Genomic DNA, 20,370 nt, shown 5'->3' on the forward strand with positions numbered 1-20,370 from the left:
AGTCAGTTGAACTGCATGACAAAGTCATCGGGTACTACATGACAATAAATCACTATCAATAAATTGGAATCATTACCAATAAATCATAATAAAAAGAATAATTGTATTTATCCCATTATTACAGCGTGTTAGTCGTTGAAGATTGTTTGTCATTCACTGACCTCTGCTATAGGGGAAAAAAAACCACCGCCGGCTGGCAGTGGTTTAATCAGAGCCGAAGGAGATCAGCGGGCAGGTAATACCGATTTCACAGCCTCACCGATCTCTGCGAGGCTGTGAACCGTTTTAACTCCGGCAGCTTCAAGAGCTGCAAATTTCTCATCTGCAGTCCCTTTCCCCCCGGCAATAATCGCGCCGGCATGCCCCATACGTTTACCTTTTGGTGCAGTCACACCGGCAATGTAGCTGACGACCGGTTTGGTCACATGCTGACTGATATAAGCGGCTGCTTCCTCTTCTGCACTCCCGCCAATTTCACCAATCATCACAATCGCCTCGGTCTGCGGATCCTGTTCAAACAATGCCAGAATATCAATAAAGTTTGAGCCTGGAATCGGGTCTCCGCCAATACCCACGCAGGTTGACTGTCCATAGCCAATATCTGTGGTTTGCTTAACAGCTTCATAAGTCAGTGTCCCTGAACGAGAGACAATCCCGATGCGACCCGGCAGATGGATATGACCTGGCATAATACCGATTTTACATTCTCCCGGAGTAATCACCCCCGGGCAGTTCGGGCCAATCATCCGCACACCGGCTTCATCTAGTTTGACTTTAACCGTCAGCATATCCAGCGTCGGGATACCTTCAGTGATAGTAATAATCAGTTTAATCCCGGCATCGATAGCTTCAAGGATACTGTCTTTGCAGAACGGTGCCGGCACATAAATAACCGAGGCTGTCGCTCCGGTATGCTCTACCGCTTCACGTACGGTATTGAATACCGGCAGGCCAAGGTGCGTGGTCCCGCCTTTACCCGGCGTGACTCCGCCCACCATTTGCGTACCATAAGCAATCGCCTGTTCAGAGTGAAATGTCCCCTGCCCGCCAGTAAATCCCTGGCAAATAACTTTGGTATTTTTGTCGATAAGAATTGACATTATTTGCCCTCCGCTGCAGCCACTACACGCTGAGCCGCGTCAGTGAGACTGGTTGCTGCAATAATATTTAAACCACTTTCGGCCAGTTTTTTCGCCCCTTTCTCCGCATTATTGCCTTCCAGACGGACCACTACCGGGACATTAACGCCGACTTCTTCAACCGCACCGATAATACCGTCGGCGATCAAATCGCAGCGGACAATACCACCGAAAATATTCACAAAAACCGCACTGACCGCATCATCCGACAAAATAATTTTAAATGCTTCGGTAACGCGTTCTTTAGTCGCACCACCGCCCACATCAAGGAAGTTCGCCGGCTGACCGCCGTGGTGCTTAACAATATCCATGGTTCCCATCGCCAGGCCGGCACCATTGACCATGCAACCAATATTGCCTTCCAGAGCTACGTAATTCAGCTCCCATTGTGCAGCACTGGCTTCACGGGCATCTTCCTGGCTTGGGTCATGCATTTCCCGCAGTTCAGGCTGACGGAATAACGCATTACTATCAATACTCAGTTTACCGTCCAGACACACCAGTTCCCCCGCGGTAGTTATCACCAGCGGGTTGATTTCCACCAGCGCCAGGTCCCGCTCAAGGAAGAGAGTTGCCAGTCCCATAAAAATTTTCGCAAACTGGCTCACCTGCCGGCCTTGCAGGCCAAGTTTAAATGCCAGTTCACGGCCCTGGTACGGCATCGGTCCGGTCAATGGATCAATGGCCATTTTGTGGATCAGATGAGGCGTTTCTTCCGCGACTTTCTCTATTTCCACACCACCTTCCGTCGAAGCCATAAAGACCACACGGCGGCTGCTGCGATCAACGACCGCACCCAGATATAATTCTTTATCAATATCAGTCGCCGCTTCGACCAGAATCTGATTGACTGGCTGACCATCAGCATCTGTCTGATAGGTAACCAGTTTGTTACCCAGCCACTGTTCAGCAAACGCACCAATGTCTTCTTTATTGTGCACAACCTTCACACCACCGGCTTTACCGCGACCACCGGCATGGACCTGACATTTCACGACCCAGGGCCCGGCTCCGATCTTCGATGCGGCTTCTTCCGCTTCACGCGGGGTTGTACAGGCATACCCTGTAGGGGCAGGTAAGCCGTACCGGGCAAACAGTTGTTTTGCCTGATATTCATGTAGATTCATGATGTTCTATCCATTCAGTTCTGAAAAGAATAAAAAACAGGCGCCCCTCAGGAACGCCCGGCTAAAAATCAGACATCCAGTAACAAGCGGGCCGGATCTTCCAGCAGCTCTTTAATCGCGACCAGATAACCCACGGATTCACGGCCATCGATCAAACGATGATCATAAGACAATGCCAGGTACATCATCGGCAGGATTACTACCTGGCCATTGACGGCCATTGGTCGATCTTTTATCGCATGCATACCGAGGATCGCGCTCTGTGGCGGGTTAATGATCGGCGTCGACATCAGAGAGCCAAAGACTCCGCCATTGGTAATCGTGAAATTACCGCCCGTCAGTTCTTCAACCGTCAGTTTTCCGTCACGGCCTTTAATCGCCAGCTCTTTAATTTTCTTCTCGATCGCGGCCATGCTCAGGGCATCGACATCACGCAGCACCGGGGTGACCAGACCGCGCGGGGTAGACACGGCAATGCTGACATCAAAGTAGTTATGGTAGACCACATCATCACCATCGATGGAAGCATTGACTTCCGGATAGCGTTTCAGTGCCTCCACAACCGCTTTAAGGTAAAAAGACATAAACCCGAGCCGTACGCCGTGACGTTTTTCGAACGCTTCACCATACTGTTTACGGAGATCCATAATCGGTTGCATGTTCACTTCGTTAAACGTTGTCAGCATGGCAGTGCTGTTTTTCGCTTCCAGCAAACGTTCGGCCACCCGCTTACGTAACCGGGTCATCGGTACCCGTTTTTCACTGCGGTTGCTCAGTGCCGGTTGCTCTGCTGTTACTGTTGCTGCGGCAGCAGGCAGAGGGGCGGTCTTCTGTCCGGCCAGATATTTTTCAACATCTTCACGGGTCAGACGCCCGCCTACCCCGCTGCCTTTAATCTGAGAAGCATCCAGTGAATGTTCAGCAATTAAACGGCGGATAGCCGGGCTAAGAGCATCACTGGATTCTTCTTCCAGCGAAGCCGTCTGTCGTTGTGCCGGGGTCGATTCTTTGGCTTCGGTTTTCACCGCCGATTCTTTGCCGCTGCTGTTACCTTCTTTCAGACGGCCTAATAACTGGCGCGAAGTTACCGTCGCCCCTTCATCTTCCAGTACCGCCTCAAGCACCCCGTCAGCAAACGCCGGCACTTCCAGGATCACTTTATCGGTTTCAATTTCGACCAGCACTTCATCGCGCCGGACGCTGTCACCCGGTTTTTTATGCCAGGTAGCCACAGTGGCGTCGGCAACAGACTCCGGCAAATCGGGAACGAGAATATCTAAGCTACTCATTATCTTTCCTTATAATCAATCAACGTTCAGCGCATCATTTACCAGCGCTTGCTGCTGCTGCTGGTGAACAGACATATACCCGACAGCAGGCGAGGCGGATGCCGGACGCCCTGCATAGCGCAATGACGCTCCCTGCGGTACAACTTCACGGAAATTATGCTGACTGGAATACCATGCACCCTGATTCAGTGGCTCTTCCTGACACCAGATAAAATCGGTCACATGTGAATAAGACTGCAGGAGCTCCTGCACAGCCTGATGCGGGAAAGGATACAGCTGTTCAATACGGATGAGAGCCACATCCTGCTGCTCATTTTTACGGCGCTGCTCAAGTAAATCGTAATAGACTTTGCCGGCACACATCACTACGCGGCGAATATTTGCCGGATTCAGCGGATCAATTTCACCGATCGCCGGCATAAACTGTCCGTCTGCCAGCTCCCCGAGCCCGGAAACGGCCAGCGGATGACGTAACAGGGATTTAGGGGACATCACAATCAGTGGCCGGCGCATACCGCGCAGGGCCTGGCGACGTAACATATGATAGACCTGCGCCGGCGTGGAAGGGACACAGACCTGCATATTCTGCTCTGCACAGAGTTGCAGATAACGTTCCAGCCGGGCGGATGAGTGTTCCGGCCCCTGCCCTTCATAGCCATGCGGTAATAACATGACCAGGCCACACATCCGTCCCCACTTTTGCTCACCGGAGCTGATAAACTGGTCAATAACCACCTGAGCACCATTGGCGAAGTCACCAAACTGGGCTTCCCAGATAGTCAGGGTACGTGGCTCTGCGGTTGCATAGCCATATTCAAAAGCCAGTACCGCTTCTTCAGACAATACGGAATCCCAGACTTTGAATTTTCCCTGCCCGTGGTGGATATGCTGTAACGGCGTGTAGGTTGACCCGTTAATCTGATTATGGATCACCGCATGCCGATGGAAAAACGTTCCCCGTCCGGTATCTTCTCCCGACAGACGAATAGGCACACCTTCATCCACCAGCGTGGCATAGGCCAGGTTTTCCGCCCCGCCCCAGTCGAATGGCCGGGTGCCTTCGGCCATTTCCTGACGGTCACGATAAATTTTCAGTACCCGTGACTGTGCTTCAATACCTTCAGGTATCTGGCTGATACGCCGGGCCAGCTCCTGCAACCTTTTCATCTCAACGGTTGCAGGGTAGCTTTCGTCCCAGTCATGGTTCAGGTACGGAGACCAGGTGTAAGAATTGAGAGTCATCGGACGCCATTCGTCTACCACACATTCACCTGAATCCAGGGCATCCCGGTACAGGTTCATCATTTCTGTGGCATCCGCGCTGCTGATCACCCCTTCATCCTGCAATCGATCTGCATAAATTTTACGGGGCGTCGGATGTTTTTTGATTTTTTTATACATAAGCGGCTGGGTTGCACTTGGCTCATCCGCTTCGTTATGACCATGGCGGCGATAGCATACCAGGTCAATAAAGACGTCACGTTTAAAGGTATTACGATAATCCAGCGCCAGCCGTGTCACAAATGCCACGGCTTCCGCATCGTCCGCATTCACGTGAAAAATGGGTGCCAGCACCATTTTTCCGATATCAGTACAATAAGGTGTTGAACGTGCATCCTGAGGATTAGAGGTGGTGAAGCCCACCTGATTGTTGATAACAATACGAACCGTTCCGCCCACTTCATAACCACGGGCCTGGGACATATTCAGGGTTTCCTGCACGACCCCCTGACCGGTAACCGCAGCGTCACCGTGAATTGTAATTGGCAAAACCTGGTCAATCGACGGCTGTGACAGACGATCTAAACGGGCACGCACCGACCCCATCACTACCGGACTGACAATTTCCAGATGAGACGGGTTAAAGGCCAGTGCCAGATGCACCAGCCCGCCTTCGGTTTCAATATCTGAAGAAAACCCCATGTGGTATTTCACATCACCGGTGCCCAGCAACTCTTTGTGTTTACCGGCAAACTCATCAAACAAATGCTGGGTTTTCTTACCCAGTACATTGATCAGTACATTCAGACGCCCGCGGTGTGCCATACCCAGTACCACTTCACGGGTACCATGTTTTCCCGAATGTCGGATCATTTCACGCAACATCGGGATTAATGCATCTCCGCCTTCCAGAGAAAAACGTTTCGCCCCCGGGAATTTTGCCCCGAGATATTTCTCAATTCCCTCGGCTGCAGTCAGTTCCTGCAGAAATTTTTTCCGCTCGCCGCTCGTAAAGCTGGCACGTCCGGCCACCGATTCAATACGCTGCTGAATCCAGCGCTTTTCTTCGGTGTTATTAATATGCATATATTCCGCACCAATCGAGCCGCAGTATGTCTGCTTCAGTGCTTCATAAAGATCCGCCAGCTTCATGGTGTCTTTGCCAATGGCAAATGACCCCACATTAAAAGTTTCCCCGAAATCTTCGGCCGTCAGACCATGAAATGCCGGGTCAAGATCCGGTACCGGATCCTGTTTCCAGAGCCCTAACGGGTCAAGGCTGGCTTGCTGATGACCCCGAAAACGAAAAGCATTGATCAGCTGCAATACTTTTACCTGCCGGGAATTCGCTTCAGGATCCGTGACCGATGAGGTATACCGGGTGGAATCTTTAGCCAGACGGCGAAAGTAATCACGGGTCGTTGAATGAAATTGTTCCGGACGAAGGTTATCAGCAGGGAATTGTTCAAACAGTTCCCGCCAGACAGGTTCTACAGAATCAGGACTTGTAAGGTAATCCTCGTATAACTGTTCTATATAAGACTGGTTCGCTCCGGCCAGCCAGGAAGAATCCAGCCAGGGTTTCATTGCATTGTTCTGCATGGTGATCCCTTGTGCATTATCATGCTTTTCGTAGTTATTGTTGCCGTTTTCACGGGTGTTCCGGGACAATGCGTCGGCCGATGAGTGCTATTCCACAGTAAATTCTGCCTGCCTGATACTGCCATCCTGCAGGCGTTAAACGGGGAATGATTTTTCACCCTGCATCACTACTGTCCGCAATCATCATCACCTTGTTTTATATCATTAAACAGGGTGTTGTGGACATGCAAGATTGCCTTCAGCAGTCACACTGTCTCCCAGGTTCAACGGAGCGAACATCATGGTGCTGTCTTTGCCCGCAAGGGAACCTTTGTAAACCCTTTCGTCTGTCGCACCGGGAAAAGGTTTACCAGGGTTTCCGTCAATTGCCGGGAAGCAATGCTTCCCGGCGTATCTATATCAGGCCCCTCGTTGCAGCAGCATAGATTTAATGTGACCAATCGCGCGGGTAGGATTCAGCCCCTTCGGACAAACATTCACACAATTCATAATACTGTGGCAGCGGAAAACACTGAACGCGTCATCAAGTGCATCCAGACGTGCATCTGTTTCTGTATCACGACTATCAATCAGGAAACGATAAGCCGCCAGCAAACCCGCCGGGCCGACAAATTTATCCGGGTTCCACCAGAAAGACGGACAGGACGTTGAACAGCAGGCACACAGAATACATTCATACAGGCCATCAAGATGGGCACGCTGATCAGGAGACTGCAGATTTTCCCTGGCTGGCGGGTTACGGTCATTATTTTGCAGGAAAGGTTTAATCTTTTCGTACTGGGCATAAAACTGCCCCATGTCCACGACCAGATCACGGATCACCGGCAGCCCGGGTAACGGACGGATGACAATTTTACCTTTGCCTCTCAGGGCTGAGAGCGGGGTAATACAGGCCAGACCGTTTTTCCCGTTCATATTCAGACCGTCAGAACCACATACCCCTTCACGACAGGAACGGCGAAATGACAAGCTGGGGTCCTGTTCTTTAAGCAGAATTAATGCATCCAGCAGCATCATATCACTGCCTTCTTCTGCATTAAGGGTGTAATCCTGCATCCGCGGGGCATCATCAACCTCAGGATTATACCGGTACAGCGAAAATTCCAGTTTCATTTATCTTTCTCCACCGGTTAATAAGTACGCACTTTCGGCGGGAACGCCGGACGTAACTTAGGCTGCATATTGACTTCACGCCGCGTCATACTTTCAGTCTGAGGTAAATACAGACTGTGGCATAACCAGTTCGCATCATCCCTGTCAGGGAAATCGAAACGGCTGTGCGCGCCGCGGCTTTCGGTACGGTAATTTGCGGCAACTGCGGTGGCATAAGCCGTTTCCATCAGATTATCCAGCTCCAGACATTCAACACGCTGGGTGTTGAAGTCCGGGGAGCGGTCATCAAGCCGCGCATCCTGCAGCCGGGCACGGATATGCTTTAATTCTTCCAGCCCTTTGGCCATTGCATCCCCCTCGCGGAATACGGAGAAGTTATGCTGCATACAGGTCTGGAGCGCTTTCCGGATTTCCGCCGGGTCTTCACCCGTAGTGTTATTATCCCAGCGCTGATAGCGGGCCAGCGCAGCATTAATATCGTCTTCTGTCGCATCAGCCAGTGGCCCCTGCTGCTGAATAGATTCCAGCAGGTGCAAGCCCGCAGCACGACCAAACACCACCAGGTCAAGCAGCGAGTTGCCTCCCAGCCGGTTAGCGCCATGCACTGATACGCAGGCGATTTCACCGACAGCAAACAAGCCCGGAACGACCTGATCATTACCATGTTCATCAACCGTCAGCGCCTGACCCGTCACTTTGGTCGGGATCCCGCCCATCATATAATGGCAGGTCGGGATCACCGGGATCGGCTCTTTCACCGGATCCGCATGGGCAAATGTCCGGGAGAGTTCAAGGATCCCCGGTAAACGTGATTCCAGGACGTCTTTACCTAAATGGTCAAGTTTGAGTTTAAGGTGAGGTCCCCACGGACCATCACAACCACGGCCTTCACGGATTTCGATCATCATAGAACGGGCCACCACATCACGTCCGGCAAGATCTTTGGCGTTCGGTGCATAGCGTTCCATAAAGCGTTCACCGTGTTTATTCAGCAAATATCCGCCTTCACCACGACAGCCTTCCGTGACTAACACCCCGGCACCGGCAATACCTGTCGGGTGAAACTGCCACATTTCCATATCCTGTACCGGCACTCCGGCCCGCAGGGCCATTCCCACACCATCACCGGTATTAATATGCGCGTTGGTTGTTGACTGATAAATACGCCCCGCCCCGCCGGTCGCCAGAATGGTCGCTTTGGCTTTGAAATAAACCACTTCTCCGGTTTCGATACAGAGCGCAGTACAACCGACAATTGCACCTTGCTGATTTTTCACCAGGTCCAGGGCATACCATTCAGAAAAGATGGTGGTTTTATTTTTCAGGTTCTGCTGATAAAGGGTATGTAACAACGCATGGCCGGTACGGTCAGCCGCTGCGGCAGTACGCGCAGCCTGTTCCCCGCCGAAATTTTTCGACTGCCCGCCAAAAGGACGCTGGTAGACCCTGCCATCATCCAGACGGGAGAATGGTAATCCCATATGTTCCAGTTCCAGAATCGCTTCCGGCCCGGTTTTACACATATATTCGATAGCATCCTGATCACCGATGTAATCGGACCCTTTAACAGTGTCATACATATGCCATTCCCAGTTATCTTCATGGGTATTACCCAGGGCAACGGTAATCCCCCCCTGAGCAGAAACCGTATGGGAACGGGTTGGAAATACTTTTGATAACAGAGCACAACTTTGCCCTGACTGTGAAATCTGTAGTGCTGCACGCATACCTGCGCCACCTGCACCAATGACCACTGCATCAAATTCTCTGACCGGCAAACTCATTTACACACCCCACACGATAATCGTTCCGTAAATCGCATACGTAAGTAACGCCAGGATCACCAGCCCCTGCACTACCAGCCGTAATGCTACATTTTTGACATAATCGGTCAGTACCTGCCACATACCGATCCAGCCATGAATCAGAAGCGAAAATAACGCCAGCAGAGTAAATACACGGGTAAATGTTGCGGCAAAAAAACCGCGCCAGACATCAAAAGTGACATGACCGGTAAAAACAAAGAAACCGAGTATATAGAGGACATACAGGGCGATGACAATCGCAGCACCACGCAACAATAACCAGTCATGGATACCATTACGGCCGAGTGCAGAAACGTTAGTTACCATACAAGAACCCCCGCCAGAACCGACAGCACAACAGTGATTGTAAAAGTAATCTGTGCAGAACGTTTACCGGCTGCCAGAGTTTCTTCGAGGAAGCCAAAATCCATCAGCATATGACGAATACCACCCGCGATATGATAAGCCAGCGCCGTCAGAATGCCCCACAGAATGAATCTGACGACCAGGCCATTGAGCATGGCTGATGCATGTTGAAAGCCTTCGGGGGAAGAGAGAGACAATCCAAGTAACCACAGCAGAATTCCGATAGCGACAAAGGTAATCACGCCGGAGATACGGTGGAGAATTGATGCTATTGCAGTCAAGGGAAACTTGATTGTCGAGAGATCCAGGTTGACAGGTCTTTGTTTTTTCAAGGTTTTGCCCACACAGCTTTTATTATTTTAGCTTCCTCCGGTCCTGCTGGAACGTGAAAATCGTTATCATGCTGATTTTCCCGCCACTCTGACAGTAACATCCAGTGTTAAATGACGCGTAAAAACGCTGGGTGACTCCTGACGACAGGGTATTCCGGAGACCTTTACAAAGTATAAGATGATCACAATCTGATTACAATTACCCTACATATTGTTTGGATAAAATTGGGCAGAACAGTGATCACTATCACGATACAGACAATTTTTCCGACACCTCCGCTACTGTTCACATTAAATAAACATTTATTTCACATCCTGAGTGTAAAGCCGTTATCATAGCCGCGCATGGTTCGGGATAGACATTCCGATATACCTGCGATATATAACTGACAGGAAGCAAATCGCTTAGATAATCATTACCGAACTATTTCAACGCCGGTAGCAGGCGAAAAATTATATCCGGACGTGTTTGCTGCCACAGGTTGTTTTAGCAAAATACCTGAGCAGTAAACAACAAGCGGTGCGTTTTTTTAAGCAAATATTGCGCATAATTTGGCGTTCCTGATGGTTGCAGTGAGACGCTAAAGGAGACCAGAATGACAGACAAGAAAGTGACGTTAACTTTTGAGGGTGAAACGTCTTTAGAGCTCAATGTCCTTAAAGCCAGTTTGGGTCAGGATGTCGTAGATGTCCGGGCACTGGGCAACCGCGGCCTGTACACTTTTGACCCGGGGTTTACCTCCACCGCGTCCTGCGAATCGAAAATCACGTATATTGATGGTGAGGAAGGTATCCTGTTACATCGCGGTTACCCAATCTCACAATTAGCGACACATTCCACCTATCTGGAAGTCTGTTATATTTTGCTGTACGGCGAGGCCCCGACACCGGAGCAGTACCAACAGTTTAAAACCACCGTCACCCGTCATACGATGATCCATGAACAAATTACCCGTCTGTTCCATGGCTTTCGCCGCGACTCCCATCCGATGGCAGTGATGTGCGGTGTGACCGGTGCCCTGGCTGCGTTTTATCATGACTCTCTGGATGTGAATAATCAGCGCCACCGGGATATCGCCGCTTATCGTCTGCTGTCGAAAATGCCGACGGTTGCCGCCATGTGCTATAAGTATTCCCTCGGACAGCCCTTTATTTATCCGCGTAACGACCTCTCCTATGCCGGGAATTTCCTGCATATGATGTTTGCCACCCCTTGTGAAGAGTATGTGGTCAACCCGGTACTTGAAAAGGCTATGGACAGGATCCTGATCCTGCATGCGGATCACGAACAGAATGCTTCAACATCGACGGTACGCACCGCCGGCTCTTCGGGTGCTAACCCATTCGCCTGTATCGCGGCGGGTATTGCTTCTCTGTGGGGACCTGCTCACGGGGGAGCCAACGAAGCAACGTTACGGATGCTGGAGGAAATACAGACGGTCGAGCATATTCCGGAGTTTATCCGCCGCGCGAAAGATAAAAACGATTCTTTCCGCTTAATGGGCTTCGGTCACCGGGTGTATAAAAACTATGATCCCCGTGCCACGGTAATGCGCGAAACCTGCCATGAAGTATTGAAAGAGCTGGACATGAAAGACGACCTGCTGGAAGTCGCTATGGAACTGGAACATATTGCACTCAACGACCCGTATTTTATTGAGCGTAAATTGTATCCGAACGTCGATTTCTATTCCGGTCTGATCCTGAAAGCCATGGGGATACCGACTTCCATGTTTACGGTTATTTTCGCAATGGCAAGAACCGTCGGCTGGATATCCCACTGGATAGAAATGCATGAAGAAGGTATGAAAATTGCCCGTCCGCGCCAGCTGTATACCGGGTACAGTGAACGGGAATTTCATTCCCGCCTGCAGAAATAATCTGCTGAAGGTGCCTGCGGCACCTTCTTTTATCTCCCCCGTGACAACACAGACTTAGCCGGTGAAGAGTTGCTGTAATACTTTTTTCATCGGCGCTTTATCCGCCCGGCGATCAAACCAGTAAGCCAGATTAAGCGCTCCCTGATTTACCAGCATATTCAGCCCGTTAAGTGTCTGACAGCCTTGATCTGCGGCCTTACGTAATAAAGCTGTCTGCGGCGGGTTAGGGATAACATCAGCGACAAACTGGGTGGGTTTCAGGCTCTCAATATCAATATCCGGTAATGCTTCAGCATCATCCAGACCGACTGACGTCGCATTCACCACAATATCCTGTCCGGCATCAATGGCGATACCCGCTGTCCAGTGTACAAATCTGGCCCTGGCCGGGGTATGCTGCGTAATCAGTTCAGCCAGCGCCTGTCCTTTCTGCTGGTCACGGTTAATAATCGTAATCTCACTGGCGCCTGCCAGCGCTGATTCAACCGCAATCGCCCGGGCTGCGCCACCGGCTCCCAGTAATGTCAGCTTTTTTCCACGCGGGTCAATGTGTTCTTTCAATGCCTCGACAAATCCCTTGCCATCCGTATTCTCGCCGGTCAGTTTACCGTCACGGATAATCACACAATTGACTGCACCAATAACCCTGGCTGAGGTTCCCAGCTCATCAATATAATCAATAATGGTTTGTTTGTTGGGTATTGAACAATTAAACCCGCGCCAGCCCATCGCTTTAGCACCCGCCACTGCCATTGCCAGCTGTTGCTGTCCGACATCACAGTTAATATAACGCGCATTAATGCCCTGGTGGCGATAAACCGCTTCCATCATAGCCACCGTCGGGTTTTCACTACAGGGAGAGGAGAAAGAGCCGGTAAGATCACTCAGGAAATTTTGTTGTTCTGCCATGATATGCTCCTTTACAGGGTCGGTCTTTTAAGGGTCAGACAGAATTCTCTGCGGGTCAACCTGGTCAGGTTAATATTATGAATCATAATATTACATAACTCTCCGCCGCTGCCGCAGACATCCTTGTCCGCATCGGGCATCCCTGCCGACAGGCACTATTCTGCGGAAACAGTGATATCCTGTTGCCGGAAAGCGTCTTTGAGTTCGCGGGCGAATACCAACGCGTGTTCACCATCACCATGCAGGCAGACCGTCTCAGCGCTGACGTTAACATATTCGCCACTGACAGCCTGTACACGCCCTTGCTGAATCATCATCAGGGTCTGCCCGATAGCCTGAGAAGCATCGGCCAGCAAATCCCCCGGCTGCCCGCGGGGCACCAGTCGTCCGGATGCGGTATAACCACGATCAGCAAACACTTCTTCACGGGTTGTCAGCCCGTAATGCCGGCCGGCGGCAATCAGCTCACTGTTTGCCAGTCCGACCAGTACCAGCGCCGGATCGGCCGCCACCACGGCGCGGGCAATGGCATCCGCCAGTTGCCGATCATTCGCAGCCTGGTTATACAACATGCCATGAGGTTTCACATGAAATAACCCGACACCTTCGCTGGCGGCTATCGCCTGCAGCGCACCGATCTGATACAACTGCTGGGCATAAATCTCTGCCGGAGGTAAAGACATGGCTGTCCGGCCAAAGTTTTGGCGATCAGGAAAAGACGGGTGCGCACCAATCTTTACCTGATACTGTTTTGCCCAGCGTACCGACTGCAACATCATCGGTGCATCTCCGGCATGAAAACCGCAAGCAATATTGGCGGAACTCACCAGTTGCAGTAATTGCTGGTCATAATCACCGCCTTCCCCCAGGTCTGCATTTAAATCAATTTTCATGACGCCAGAAGCCCCCATTTAATCATATCCAGTGCATGCTGCTGCTGTTGCTTCGCCTGCCTGGCTTGCTCTAATGTACAGTGAATAAAGTGAACAGGTTCACCGGGCCTCAGCTGCGCAAGATGGTACAAATCTGCAGATATAACAACCCCGATACGCGGATATCCTCCGGTCGTCTGGGCATCAGCCATCAGTACCACCGGTTGTCCGCCATTGGTGACCTGCACCGTCCCCGGGACCACTGCATGAGACAACAACTCACGTGATGTATCCCGCGATAACGTCCGGCCCTGCAGACGGTATCCCATGCGGTTACTTTGGGGAGATAATACCCAGCCGGTACGCCAGAATGCCTGCTGAGCCTCGCGGCTGAACTCATGATATTCCGGCCCCGGCAACACCCGGATACGGTTACCCCACAATAATTGTCTGACACCGACACTTCGGGAAAAGTGATGTGTCGGCAGATTCAGCGGTAACATATCGCCGTCACGCAGATACCTGCCCTGCCAGCCGCCAAAACCCGCTTTCAAATCGGTACTGCACGACGCCATCACCTGCGGAATATCGAACCCGCCATCCACGGCCAGATAGCTGCGCACACCCCGGGTTGCCCTGCTTAACGTCAGTATTTGCCCCCGTTTCGCCGGGATCCGCCAGCCAGTCCAGACCGTTTTACCGTCCAGATCAGCGTCACATCCTGCCCCCGTAAGAGCGAACCAGCTGTCACGTTCAAAACGAAACTGGCACTGACCGAGTGTTATTTCTAAAACAGCACAGTCAGGGCTGTTACCCGCCAGCAGATTGGCAGTTTCCATTGCCGGATGATCCATAACCCCGGCAAGGCTGATCCCTGACTGCCGATAACCGGGCCGGCCGGCATCCTGAAGAGAGGTCGCCATACCGGCACGAAGAATAGTTAACATTGCCCCTCCTTTTGCGGAACAAAACGTACTCTGTCGCCCGGCGCCAGCAGTGCCGGAGGGGTTCGTTGTGCTAAAAACAACGGCGTCAGGGTACGGCCAATAAGCTGCCAGCCACCCGGGGCAGCTAACGGATAAATACCGGTCTGGCTGCCACCAATGCCGACACTGCCCGCAGGTACAGAGACCCGCGGCTCAGCACGGCGCGGACAATGGATCGCCGGGTCCAGCCCGCCAAGATAAGGAAACCCCGGCTGAAAACCAATACAATAAACGGTGTATAGCACCGCGCTGTGCCGTTCCACGACCTGCGACGCCGTCAGCTGACATTGCCTGGCAACCGCTGCAAGATCCGGCCCGGCATCTCCCCCATACACCACCGGAATCTCGATGGTGCGGGAAACCGACTCATCGGCATCACTTTCATCCCACCAACTGCGCAGCTGTCGCAGGGCGGCCAGCGGATCAGCAGGAATCTCACGGAGCATAACCGTCAGGTTATTCATGCCAGGCACCACTTCCTGAACCTGTTCCAGCGCAGATAACCGCCGGGTTAACCCGCGGATTTTTTGCTGTGAGTCCAGCAATAATGGTGCCGACAACTCCAGAACTAACGCCTGTTCACCCAGCATGTAACATCTTAGTTGCTGCACAACCTGCCTCCACTTATCCCCTGTCAACAACTCCCGCGTTATATTACCGGCTGCCGGATAAACGGGGAGTCATTCCGTTAATAACCTTATCCGCAACCGGAGGATTTATGTCAATAATTTTAATATCCGGGATGCTTTTAAGGTTGTTTATCTCTGACAAAACACACCTTTTTTACGGAGGTTATGCAGAAAAAAGCAGTGAAAAACGGGGATAAGATGAGATATGGCGGAAACCTTTAGCCGTTTCCGCCGCATAGCCGGGCGGGTGTGATACCTCAGGCAGGGTTATCAATATCAACAAATGTGACGTCCAGCCCGTGGGTTTCAGTCAGCCACTCGCCCAGGGCTTTAACCCCGCCACGCTCGGTGGCATGATGGCCGGCAGCAAAGAAATGCAGACCGCACTCACGGGCCACATGGATAGTCTTTTCGGAAACTTCACCGCTGATAAAGGCATCAACCCCATACTCTGCCGCGTCATCAATAAAGCCCTGTCCGCCACCTGTACACCAGGCCAGAGTACGGATCGTCTGAGGAGCATTATCAGCACAATGCAGCGGCGCACGGCCCAGTTTTTGGCCGATCAGTTCAGCAAATGCTTCCCCTTCCATCGGAACAGCCAGACGCCCGCAAGGGACTAAAGGGGCAATTTCACCTTCAGGGATAATGCCCAGCAGTTTTGCCAGTTGTGCGTTATTACCCAGTTCAGGGTGGGCATCTAATGGCAGATGCCAGCCATACAGATTAATGTCATTCAGTAATAACGTCCGTAGTCGCTGACGCTTCATCCCTTTAATCAGCGGCGATTCGTTTTTCCAGAAATAGCCATGGTGCACAATTAATGCGTCCGCTTGTAAACGCACAGCTTCATCGAGCAGCGCCTGGCAGGCAGTTACTCCGGTCACCACCTTACGGACCTGCTGACGGCCTTCAACCTGCATCCCATTCGGCGCATAATCGCTGAAGCTCTGGCTGTTAAGCTGCTGATTAATTAATTCTTCAAGCATGGTGTTTTTCATGGATAACCTTATTCCTGTACTGAATTTCCGCCTTTACGGGCAGTTTCGAATGCCTGCAGCGTAGTCTGCCGTGCCTGCTTATGATCGACAATCGGTAACGGATAAGCCAGCGTTACACGGTTCTTTTTTGCCCACTCATGGGGGTCATGGATAGCTTTTCCCGGTATTCCCGCCAGTTCAGGCAGCCAGCGGCGGATAAAATCGCCCTGCGGGTCAAAACGTTCTCCCTGTAAACGCGGATTAAAAATACGGAAATAAGGCGCAGCATCGGTACCCGTCGACGCTGCCCACTGCCAGCCACCATTATTCGCCGCCAGATCGCCATCAAGTAGTTGTGACATAAAATAGCGTTCACCTTGCCGCCAGTCGATAAGCAAATCTTTTACCAGAAAACTGGCAACGATCATTCTCAGGCGATTATGCATCCAGCCCGTTTCCTGTAATTGCCGCATCGCGGCATCCACTATCGGAAACCCGGTGCTGCCCTGTTGCCAGGCAGTAAACTGCACATCATTCTGCTGCCAGCGGATATTTCGCGTCCAGTCCGTAAACGGCTGATGCCGGCATAATTGCGGATACGCGACCAGTAAATGGCGATAAAATTCACGCCAGAAAATTTCATTCAGCCAGCTGCCTTCATCGCCGCCGGACAGCGCCCGGGGATGATCATGGACAATACGTCGCAGACACTGACGGGCGGAAATTTGTCCGGTCGTCAGATAAGGGGACAACCCGCTGGTTGCCGGTTGCTCAGGAAAATCACGCAGCCGGTGGTAATCCCGGATTTTATCCTGACTGAAACTGCGTAAACGTTGTAATGCAGCCCGGTGGCCCGGCGGGAATAATTTCCGGTCATATTGCTGGCTGTCCGGGCTGAGGCACGGAATCTCATCTCCGGCCAGATCAGCCGGGTATTCTCTGACTGCCGGTGACGGATAGCATTCGGGAAGCTCTGTATTAAGCACCTTCAGCAAGGCTTTACTGAACGGGGTATAAACATTGTACATTGTCCCTTTACCGGTCAGCACACTGCCCGGCGGCAACAGGGTCCCGTCATGAAATCCTTCACAGATAATACCGCTGGCGGAGAGCTGCTGTTCTGCCAGCCGGTCCCGTCGTTGTTCATTGAGTTCATACTGGTAATTATAAAACAGCTGAGTTGCCTGATGCTTTATACAGAGCGTTGTCAGACAGGAGACACTGTCGGTAAAACTGTCAGCAGAGGCATATAATAACGGGATACGGAGTGCCGATAATTCTTCACTCAGCAGTTTCAGCCCGTCGCGGATAAATTCCAGCTGACGACCAGAAACATCATGCTGCTGCCATTGCCCCGGGGTGGCAATATACAGAGCAATGACCCTTGCCTGAGGATCCTGGCAGGCGGCATAAAGTGCAGGATTATCATGCAGTCGTAAATCTGCACGCAGCCAGACAATATGTGTTTTCACTTATCCTCCTGTAATTCAGTACATTTCCGCGCCGAAGGCAGATAAGGAAACAGATAGCGTTGCGATTCAAGCCAGGGATGAGGGTATTCCGCCAGTAACTGACGTAATTCCGTGACCGGTACGGAAAGAGGGAGTAACCCGCAACGATAGTGTTCAATAGTTTCCGTCAGGTGCTGGCGCCGGGCGCTACTCAGGTAAGGCCTGAAATATCCCTGAATATGCATCAGGACATTGGTATGGTTGGCACGGCTGTCAGGTAATAACATGATTGCCATCATCCTGCTGCGATATTCTGCGGCAAAATCTTTCAGGGACGACCATTCAGATATCCCTGCCACCAGCGGCCCCAGCTGACGATATAACGGCTGTGAGTGTGCCAGTAACAACGATTTATACCGGCTATGGAACTGAATCAGCTGATGCGCACTGAGCCGCGACTCACACAATGCATCGAACTCTGCACGGGCGCTGACTGCCTGAATAAACAGCCGCCGTTGTTCAGGATCCTGAAGTCCGTCCTCACTGCAGACCGGCATATCGACCAGCTGCCGTTGCAAATGTTGCGGAGAAAATAGCGCATCACCGGACTCAGTAACATTGCGGCTGACAATGATGCCGCTGACCGGTAATTCAGGGTAATAAGCCTTTGGCTGCGTATTGCTCCGGGCCACATCACAGTCCTGAAGCATGCCGGACAACTCAGTCAGCGGCAGCTGTAGCAGTTGCCATTCGGCGGGCAATGCCATCAGCAGGTGCTCAGTCACCGGGGCATAATCAGAACCGGCCAGCAGGCCAGCGACGACTAAAGGAGGCATAAACTTGTACCTTGTTAGAATTTTGTACAAGTTTACAATATCGTCCCGCGCCACGTAAAGGTCCTCTTGCCTGGCGGGGATGCGCGGGGGATGGCACTATTATTGCTTCTGCCTGGCTCAAAACTCCGGGCCGCCAGGATAAAAAAAGGCGCTGATATCAGCGCCTTTGTTACTATGGATAGCCGTCAGGCATTTTTCAGCACTTCGCTGACAATCTGTACGGCTTCTTTTTCAATTTTCTCGCGATGTTCTGCGCCGAGGAAACTCTCACAATAGATTTTGTAAGCATCTTCGGTCCCTGACGGACGTGCAGCAAACCAGCCGTTCGCGGTCATCACTTTCAGACCACCGATAGAGGCACCATTACCCGGAGCGTCAGTCAGACGGGCAATGATCGGATCGCCCGCCAGTGTCTCTGCGCTGACCATTTCAGGAGACAGCTTAGATAACGCCGCCTTCTGTGATGTACTGGCCGCAGCCTGCAGACGGTTATAACTCGGCGACCCAAATTTCTCCGCCAGGTTATCATAGTGCTGTTGCGGATTAAGTCCTGTCACAGCGGTAATTTCTGCCGCCAGCAGGCACATAATAATACCGTCTTTATCCGTGGACCATGGCGTGCCATCAAAACGCAGGAATGAAGCACCGGCGCTCTCTTCTCCACCGAACCCAAGGCTGCCATCAAACAGACCATCCACGAACCATTTGAAACCCACCGGGACTTCGACCAGTTTACGACCGAGATCCTGCACTACCCGGTCAATCATGGCACTGGACACCAGGGTTTTACCCACAGCAACTTCCGGTGACCATTGTTTACGGTGACGGAACAGATAATTAATTGCGACCGCCAGATAGTGGTTAGGATTCATTAATCCGGCTGGCGTCACGATACCATGCCGGTCATAGTCCGGATCGTTGGCAAAAGCTAAATCAAACTTATCACGCAGCGCCAGTAAGCCCGCCATTGCACATTCGGATGAACAATCCATACGGATTGCGCCATCTTTATCGAGATGCATAAAACGGAAGGTCTGATCGATAGCATCATTTACCAGCGTAATATTCAGCTGATAATGTTCTGCAATACGTGGCCAGTAGGCAATGCCTGAACCGCCCAGCGGATCAACACCGATGGTCAGATTAGCGTTTCTGATGGCATCAAAATCAATAATCTCTGCCAGCCCTTCAATATACGGCTGTACCAGATCCTGCTCATGAATCAGACCGCTGGCGGCAGCCTGTGCCGGGGTGTAACGTTTTATATCCCGTAATTCATCTTTTATCAGCTGGTTAGCACGTGCTTCAACCACTTTCGTGACATTGGTATCCGCAGGTCCGCCATTGGGCGGATTATATTTGATCCCCCCGTCTTCAGGCGGATTATGAGAAGGCGTTATGACAATACCGTCAGCCAGCGAAGCGCCACGTTTATTATGTTCGAGGATTGCGTTAGAGATAGCCGGTGTCGGTGTATAGCCATTATCCTGCTGGACAATCACTTCAACGCCATTCGCCGTCAGCACTTCCAGTACTGAAAGAATTGCTGGCTCTGAAAGTGCATGAGTATCTTTACCTACATAACATGGCCCGGTAATTCCATTTTTTTTGCGTTCCTCGGCAATAGCCTGGGCGATAGCAAGGATATGTGTTTCATTGAAGCTGTTACGTGCTGCACTACCACGGTGGCCGGAGGTGCCGAATTTAACGGCATGTTCACTGTCAGAAACATCCGGTTTCAGTACATAATATTGTGATGTCAGTTGTGCAACATTAATCAGATCACTCTGCTGAGCAGGTTGCCCTGCCCGTGGGTGATTGGCCATCGGCATT

Annotated in this window: 17 protein-coding genes; 1 reads left to right on the forward strand and 16 read right to left on the reverse strand. The window is 51.5% G+C overall.

The window, feature by feature from the left end:
• Nucleotides 1–224: 224 nt before the first annotated feature.
• The 8 genes from sucD to sdhC form a co-directional block, all read right to left on the reverse strand.
• On the reverse strand, nt 225–1,100 hold the full coding sequence (gene sucD / locus JK211_RS09165; protein ID WP_212708377.1) for a succinate--CoA ligase subunit alpha: 876 nt from the start codon (nt 1,098–1,100) through the stop codon (nt 225–227).
• Nucleotides 1,100–2,266, reverse strand: coding sequence for an ADP-forming succinate--CoA ligase subunit beta (gene sucC / locus JK211_RS09170; RefSeq protein ID WP_212708378.1), 1,167 nt, complete (start codon nt 2,264–2,266; stop codon nt 1,100–1,102). Before sucC ends, sucD begins: the two co-directional genes overlap by 1 nt.
• Nucleotides 2,267–2,334: 68 nt before the next feature.
• Nucleotides 2,335–3,555 carry a 2-oxoglutarate dehydrogenase complex dihydrolipoyllysine-residue succinyltransferase gene (gene odhB, locus JK211_RS09175; RefSeq protein ID WP_212708379.1) on the reverse strand — a complete coding sequence of 407 codons (1,221 nt, stop codon included), beginning with the start codon at nt 3,553–3,555 and terminating at the stop codon, nt 2,335–2,337.
• A 15-nt stretch (nt 3,556–3,570) separates the two neighbouring features.
• Nucleotides 3,571–6,378 carry a 2-oxoglutarate dehydrogenase E1 component gene (sucA, locus tag JK211_RS09180; protein ID WP_212708380.1) on the reverse strand — a complete coding sequence of 936 codons (2,808 nt, stop codon included), beginning with the start codon at nt 6,376–6,378 and terminating at the stop codon, nt 3,571–3,573.
• Nucleotides 6,379–6,777: 399 nt separating this feature from the next.
• The gene (locus JK211_RS09185) at nt 6,778–7,491 is read right to left on the reverse strand and encodes a succinate dehydrogenase iron-sulfur subunit (protein ID WP_212708381.1); all 714 of its coding nucleotides are present in this window, start codon (nt 7,489–7,491) and stop codon (nt 6,778–6,780) included.
• Between the two features lie 17 nt (nt 7,492–7,508).
• Entirely contained in the window at nt 7,509–9,275 is a 1,767-nt protein-coding gene (gene sdhA, locus JK211_RS09190; RefSeq protein WP_212708382.1) for a succinate dehydrogenase flavoprotein subunit, read from the reverse strand.
• Nucleotides 9,276–9,623, reverse strand: coding sequence for a succinate dehydrogenase membrane anchor subunit (gene sdhD / locus JK211_RS09195; RefSeq protein WP_212708383.1), 348 nt, complete (start codon nt 9,621–9,623; stop codon nt 9,276–9,278). It lies immediately after the preceding gene.
• A complete protein-coding gene (gene sdhC / locus JK211_RS09200; RefSeq protein WP_212708384.1) occupies nt 9,617–10,006 on the reverse strand; it encodes a succinate dehydrogenase cytochrome b556 subunit in 390 nt (129 codons plus the stop codon). Before sdhC ends, sdhD begins: the two co-directional genes overlap by 7 nt.
• 584 nt (nt 10,007–10,590) lie before the next feature.
• Between sdhC and JK211_RS09205 the strand changes: the two genes are divergently transcribed.
• On the forward strand, nt 10,591–11,874 hold the full coding sequence (locus JK211_RS09205) for a citrate synthase (RefSeq protein ID WP_212708385.1): 1,284 nt from the start codon (nt 10,591–10,593) through the stop codon (nt 11,872–11,874).
• A gap of 54 nt (nt 11,875–11,928) precedes the next feature.
• Here the strand turns inward: JK211_RS09205 and JK211_RS09210 are convergent, their stop codons facing one another.
• The 8 genes from JK211_RS09210 to pgm form a co-directional block, all read right to left on the reverse strand.
• Nucleotides 11,929–12,783, reverse strand: coding sequence for a shikimate dehydrogenase (locus JK211_RS09210; protein WP_212708386.1), 855 nt, complete (start codon nt 12,781–12,783; stop codon nt 11,929–11,931).
• Nucleotides 12,784–12,938: 155 nt separating this feature from the next.
• Nucleotides 12,939–13,676 (reverse strand): 5-oxoprolinase subunit PxpA, encoded by a 738-nt coding sequence (pxpA, locus tag JK211_RS09215; protein ID WP_212708387.1) that lies wholly within the window; start codon nt 13,674–13,676, stop codon nt 12,939–12,941.
• Nucleotides 13,673–14,602 carry a 5-oxoprolinase subunit PxpC gene (gene pxpC / locus JK211_RS09220; protein ID WP_212708388.1) on the reverse strand — a complete coding sequence of 310 codons (930 nt, stop codon included), beginning with the start codon at nt 14,600–14,602 and terminating at the stop codon, nt 13,673–13,675. Before pxpC ends, pxpA begins: the two co-directional genes overlap by 4 nt.
• Nucleotides 14,596–15,252 (reverse strand): 5-oxoprolinase subunit PxpB, encoded by a 657-nt coding sequence (gene pxpB / locus JK211_RS09225; protein ID WP_212708389.1) that lies wholly within the window; start codon nt 15,250–15,252, stop codon nt 14,596–14,598. Before pxpB ends, pxpC begins: the two co-directional genes overlap by 7 nt.
• Before the next feature lie 275 nt (nt 15,253–15,527).
• Nucleotides 15,528–16,271, reverse strand: coding sequence for a type 2 GTP cyclohydrolase I (locus JK211_RS09230; protein WP_212708390.1), 744 nt, complete (start codon nt 16,269–16,271; stop codon nt 15,528–15,530).
• Between the two features lie 8 nt (nt 16,272–16,279).
• On the reverse strand, nt 16,280–17,722 hold the full coding sequence (gene phrB, locus JK211_RS09235) for a deoxyribodipyrimidine photo-lyase (protein ID WP_212708391.1): 1,443 nt from the start codon (nt 17,720–17,722) through the stop codon (nt 16,280–16,282).
• Nucleotides 17,719–18,537, reverse strand: a complete 819-nt coding sequence (locus JK211_RS09240) for a DUF1722 domain-containing protein (RefSeq protein ID WP_212708392.1) — start codon at nt 18,535–18,537, stop codon at nt 17,719–17,721. Before JK211_RS09240 ends, phrB begins: the two co-directional genes overlap by 4 nt.
• A gap of 185 nt (nt 18,538–18,722) precedes the next feature.
• Nucleotides 18,723–20,363 (reverse strand): phosphoglucomutase (alpha-D-glucose-1,6-bisphosphate-dependent), encoded by a 1,641-nt coding sequence (pgm, locus tag JK211_RS09245; RefSeq protein WP_212708393.1) that lies wholly within the window; start codon nt 20,361–20,363, stop codon nt 18,723–18,725.
• Between the last annotated feature and the right edge of the window lie 7 nt (nt 20,364–20,370).

Source organism: Tatumella sp. JGM130, assembly GCF_018257525.1.
In the GTDB taxonomy this organism is placed as follows: Bacteria; Pseudomonadota; Gammaproteobacteria; order Enterobacterales; family Enterobacteriaceae; genus Tatumella; species Tatumella punctata.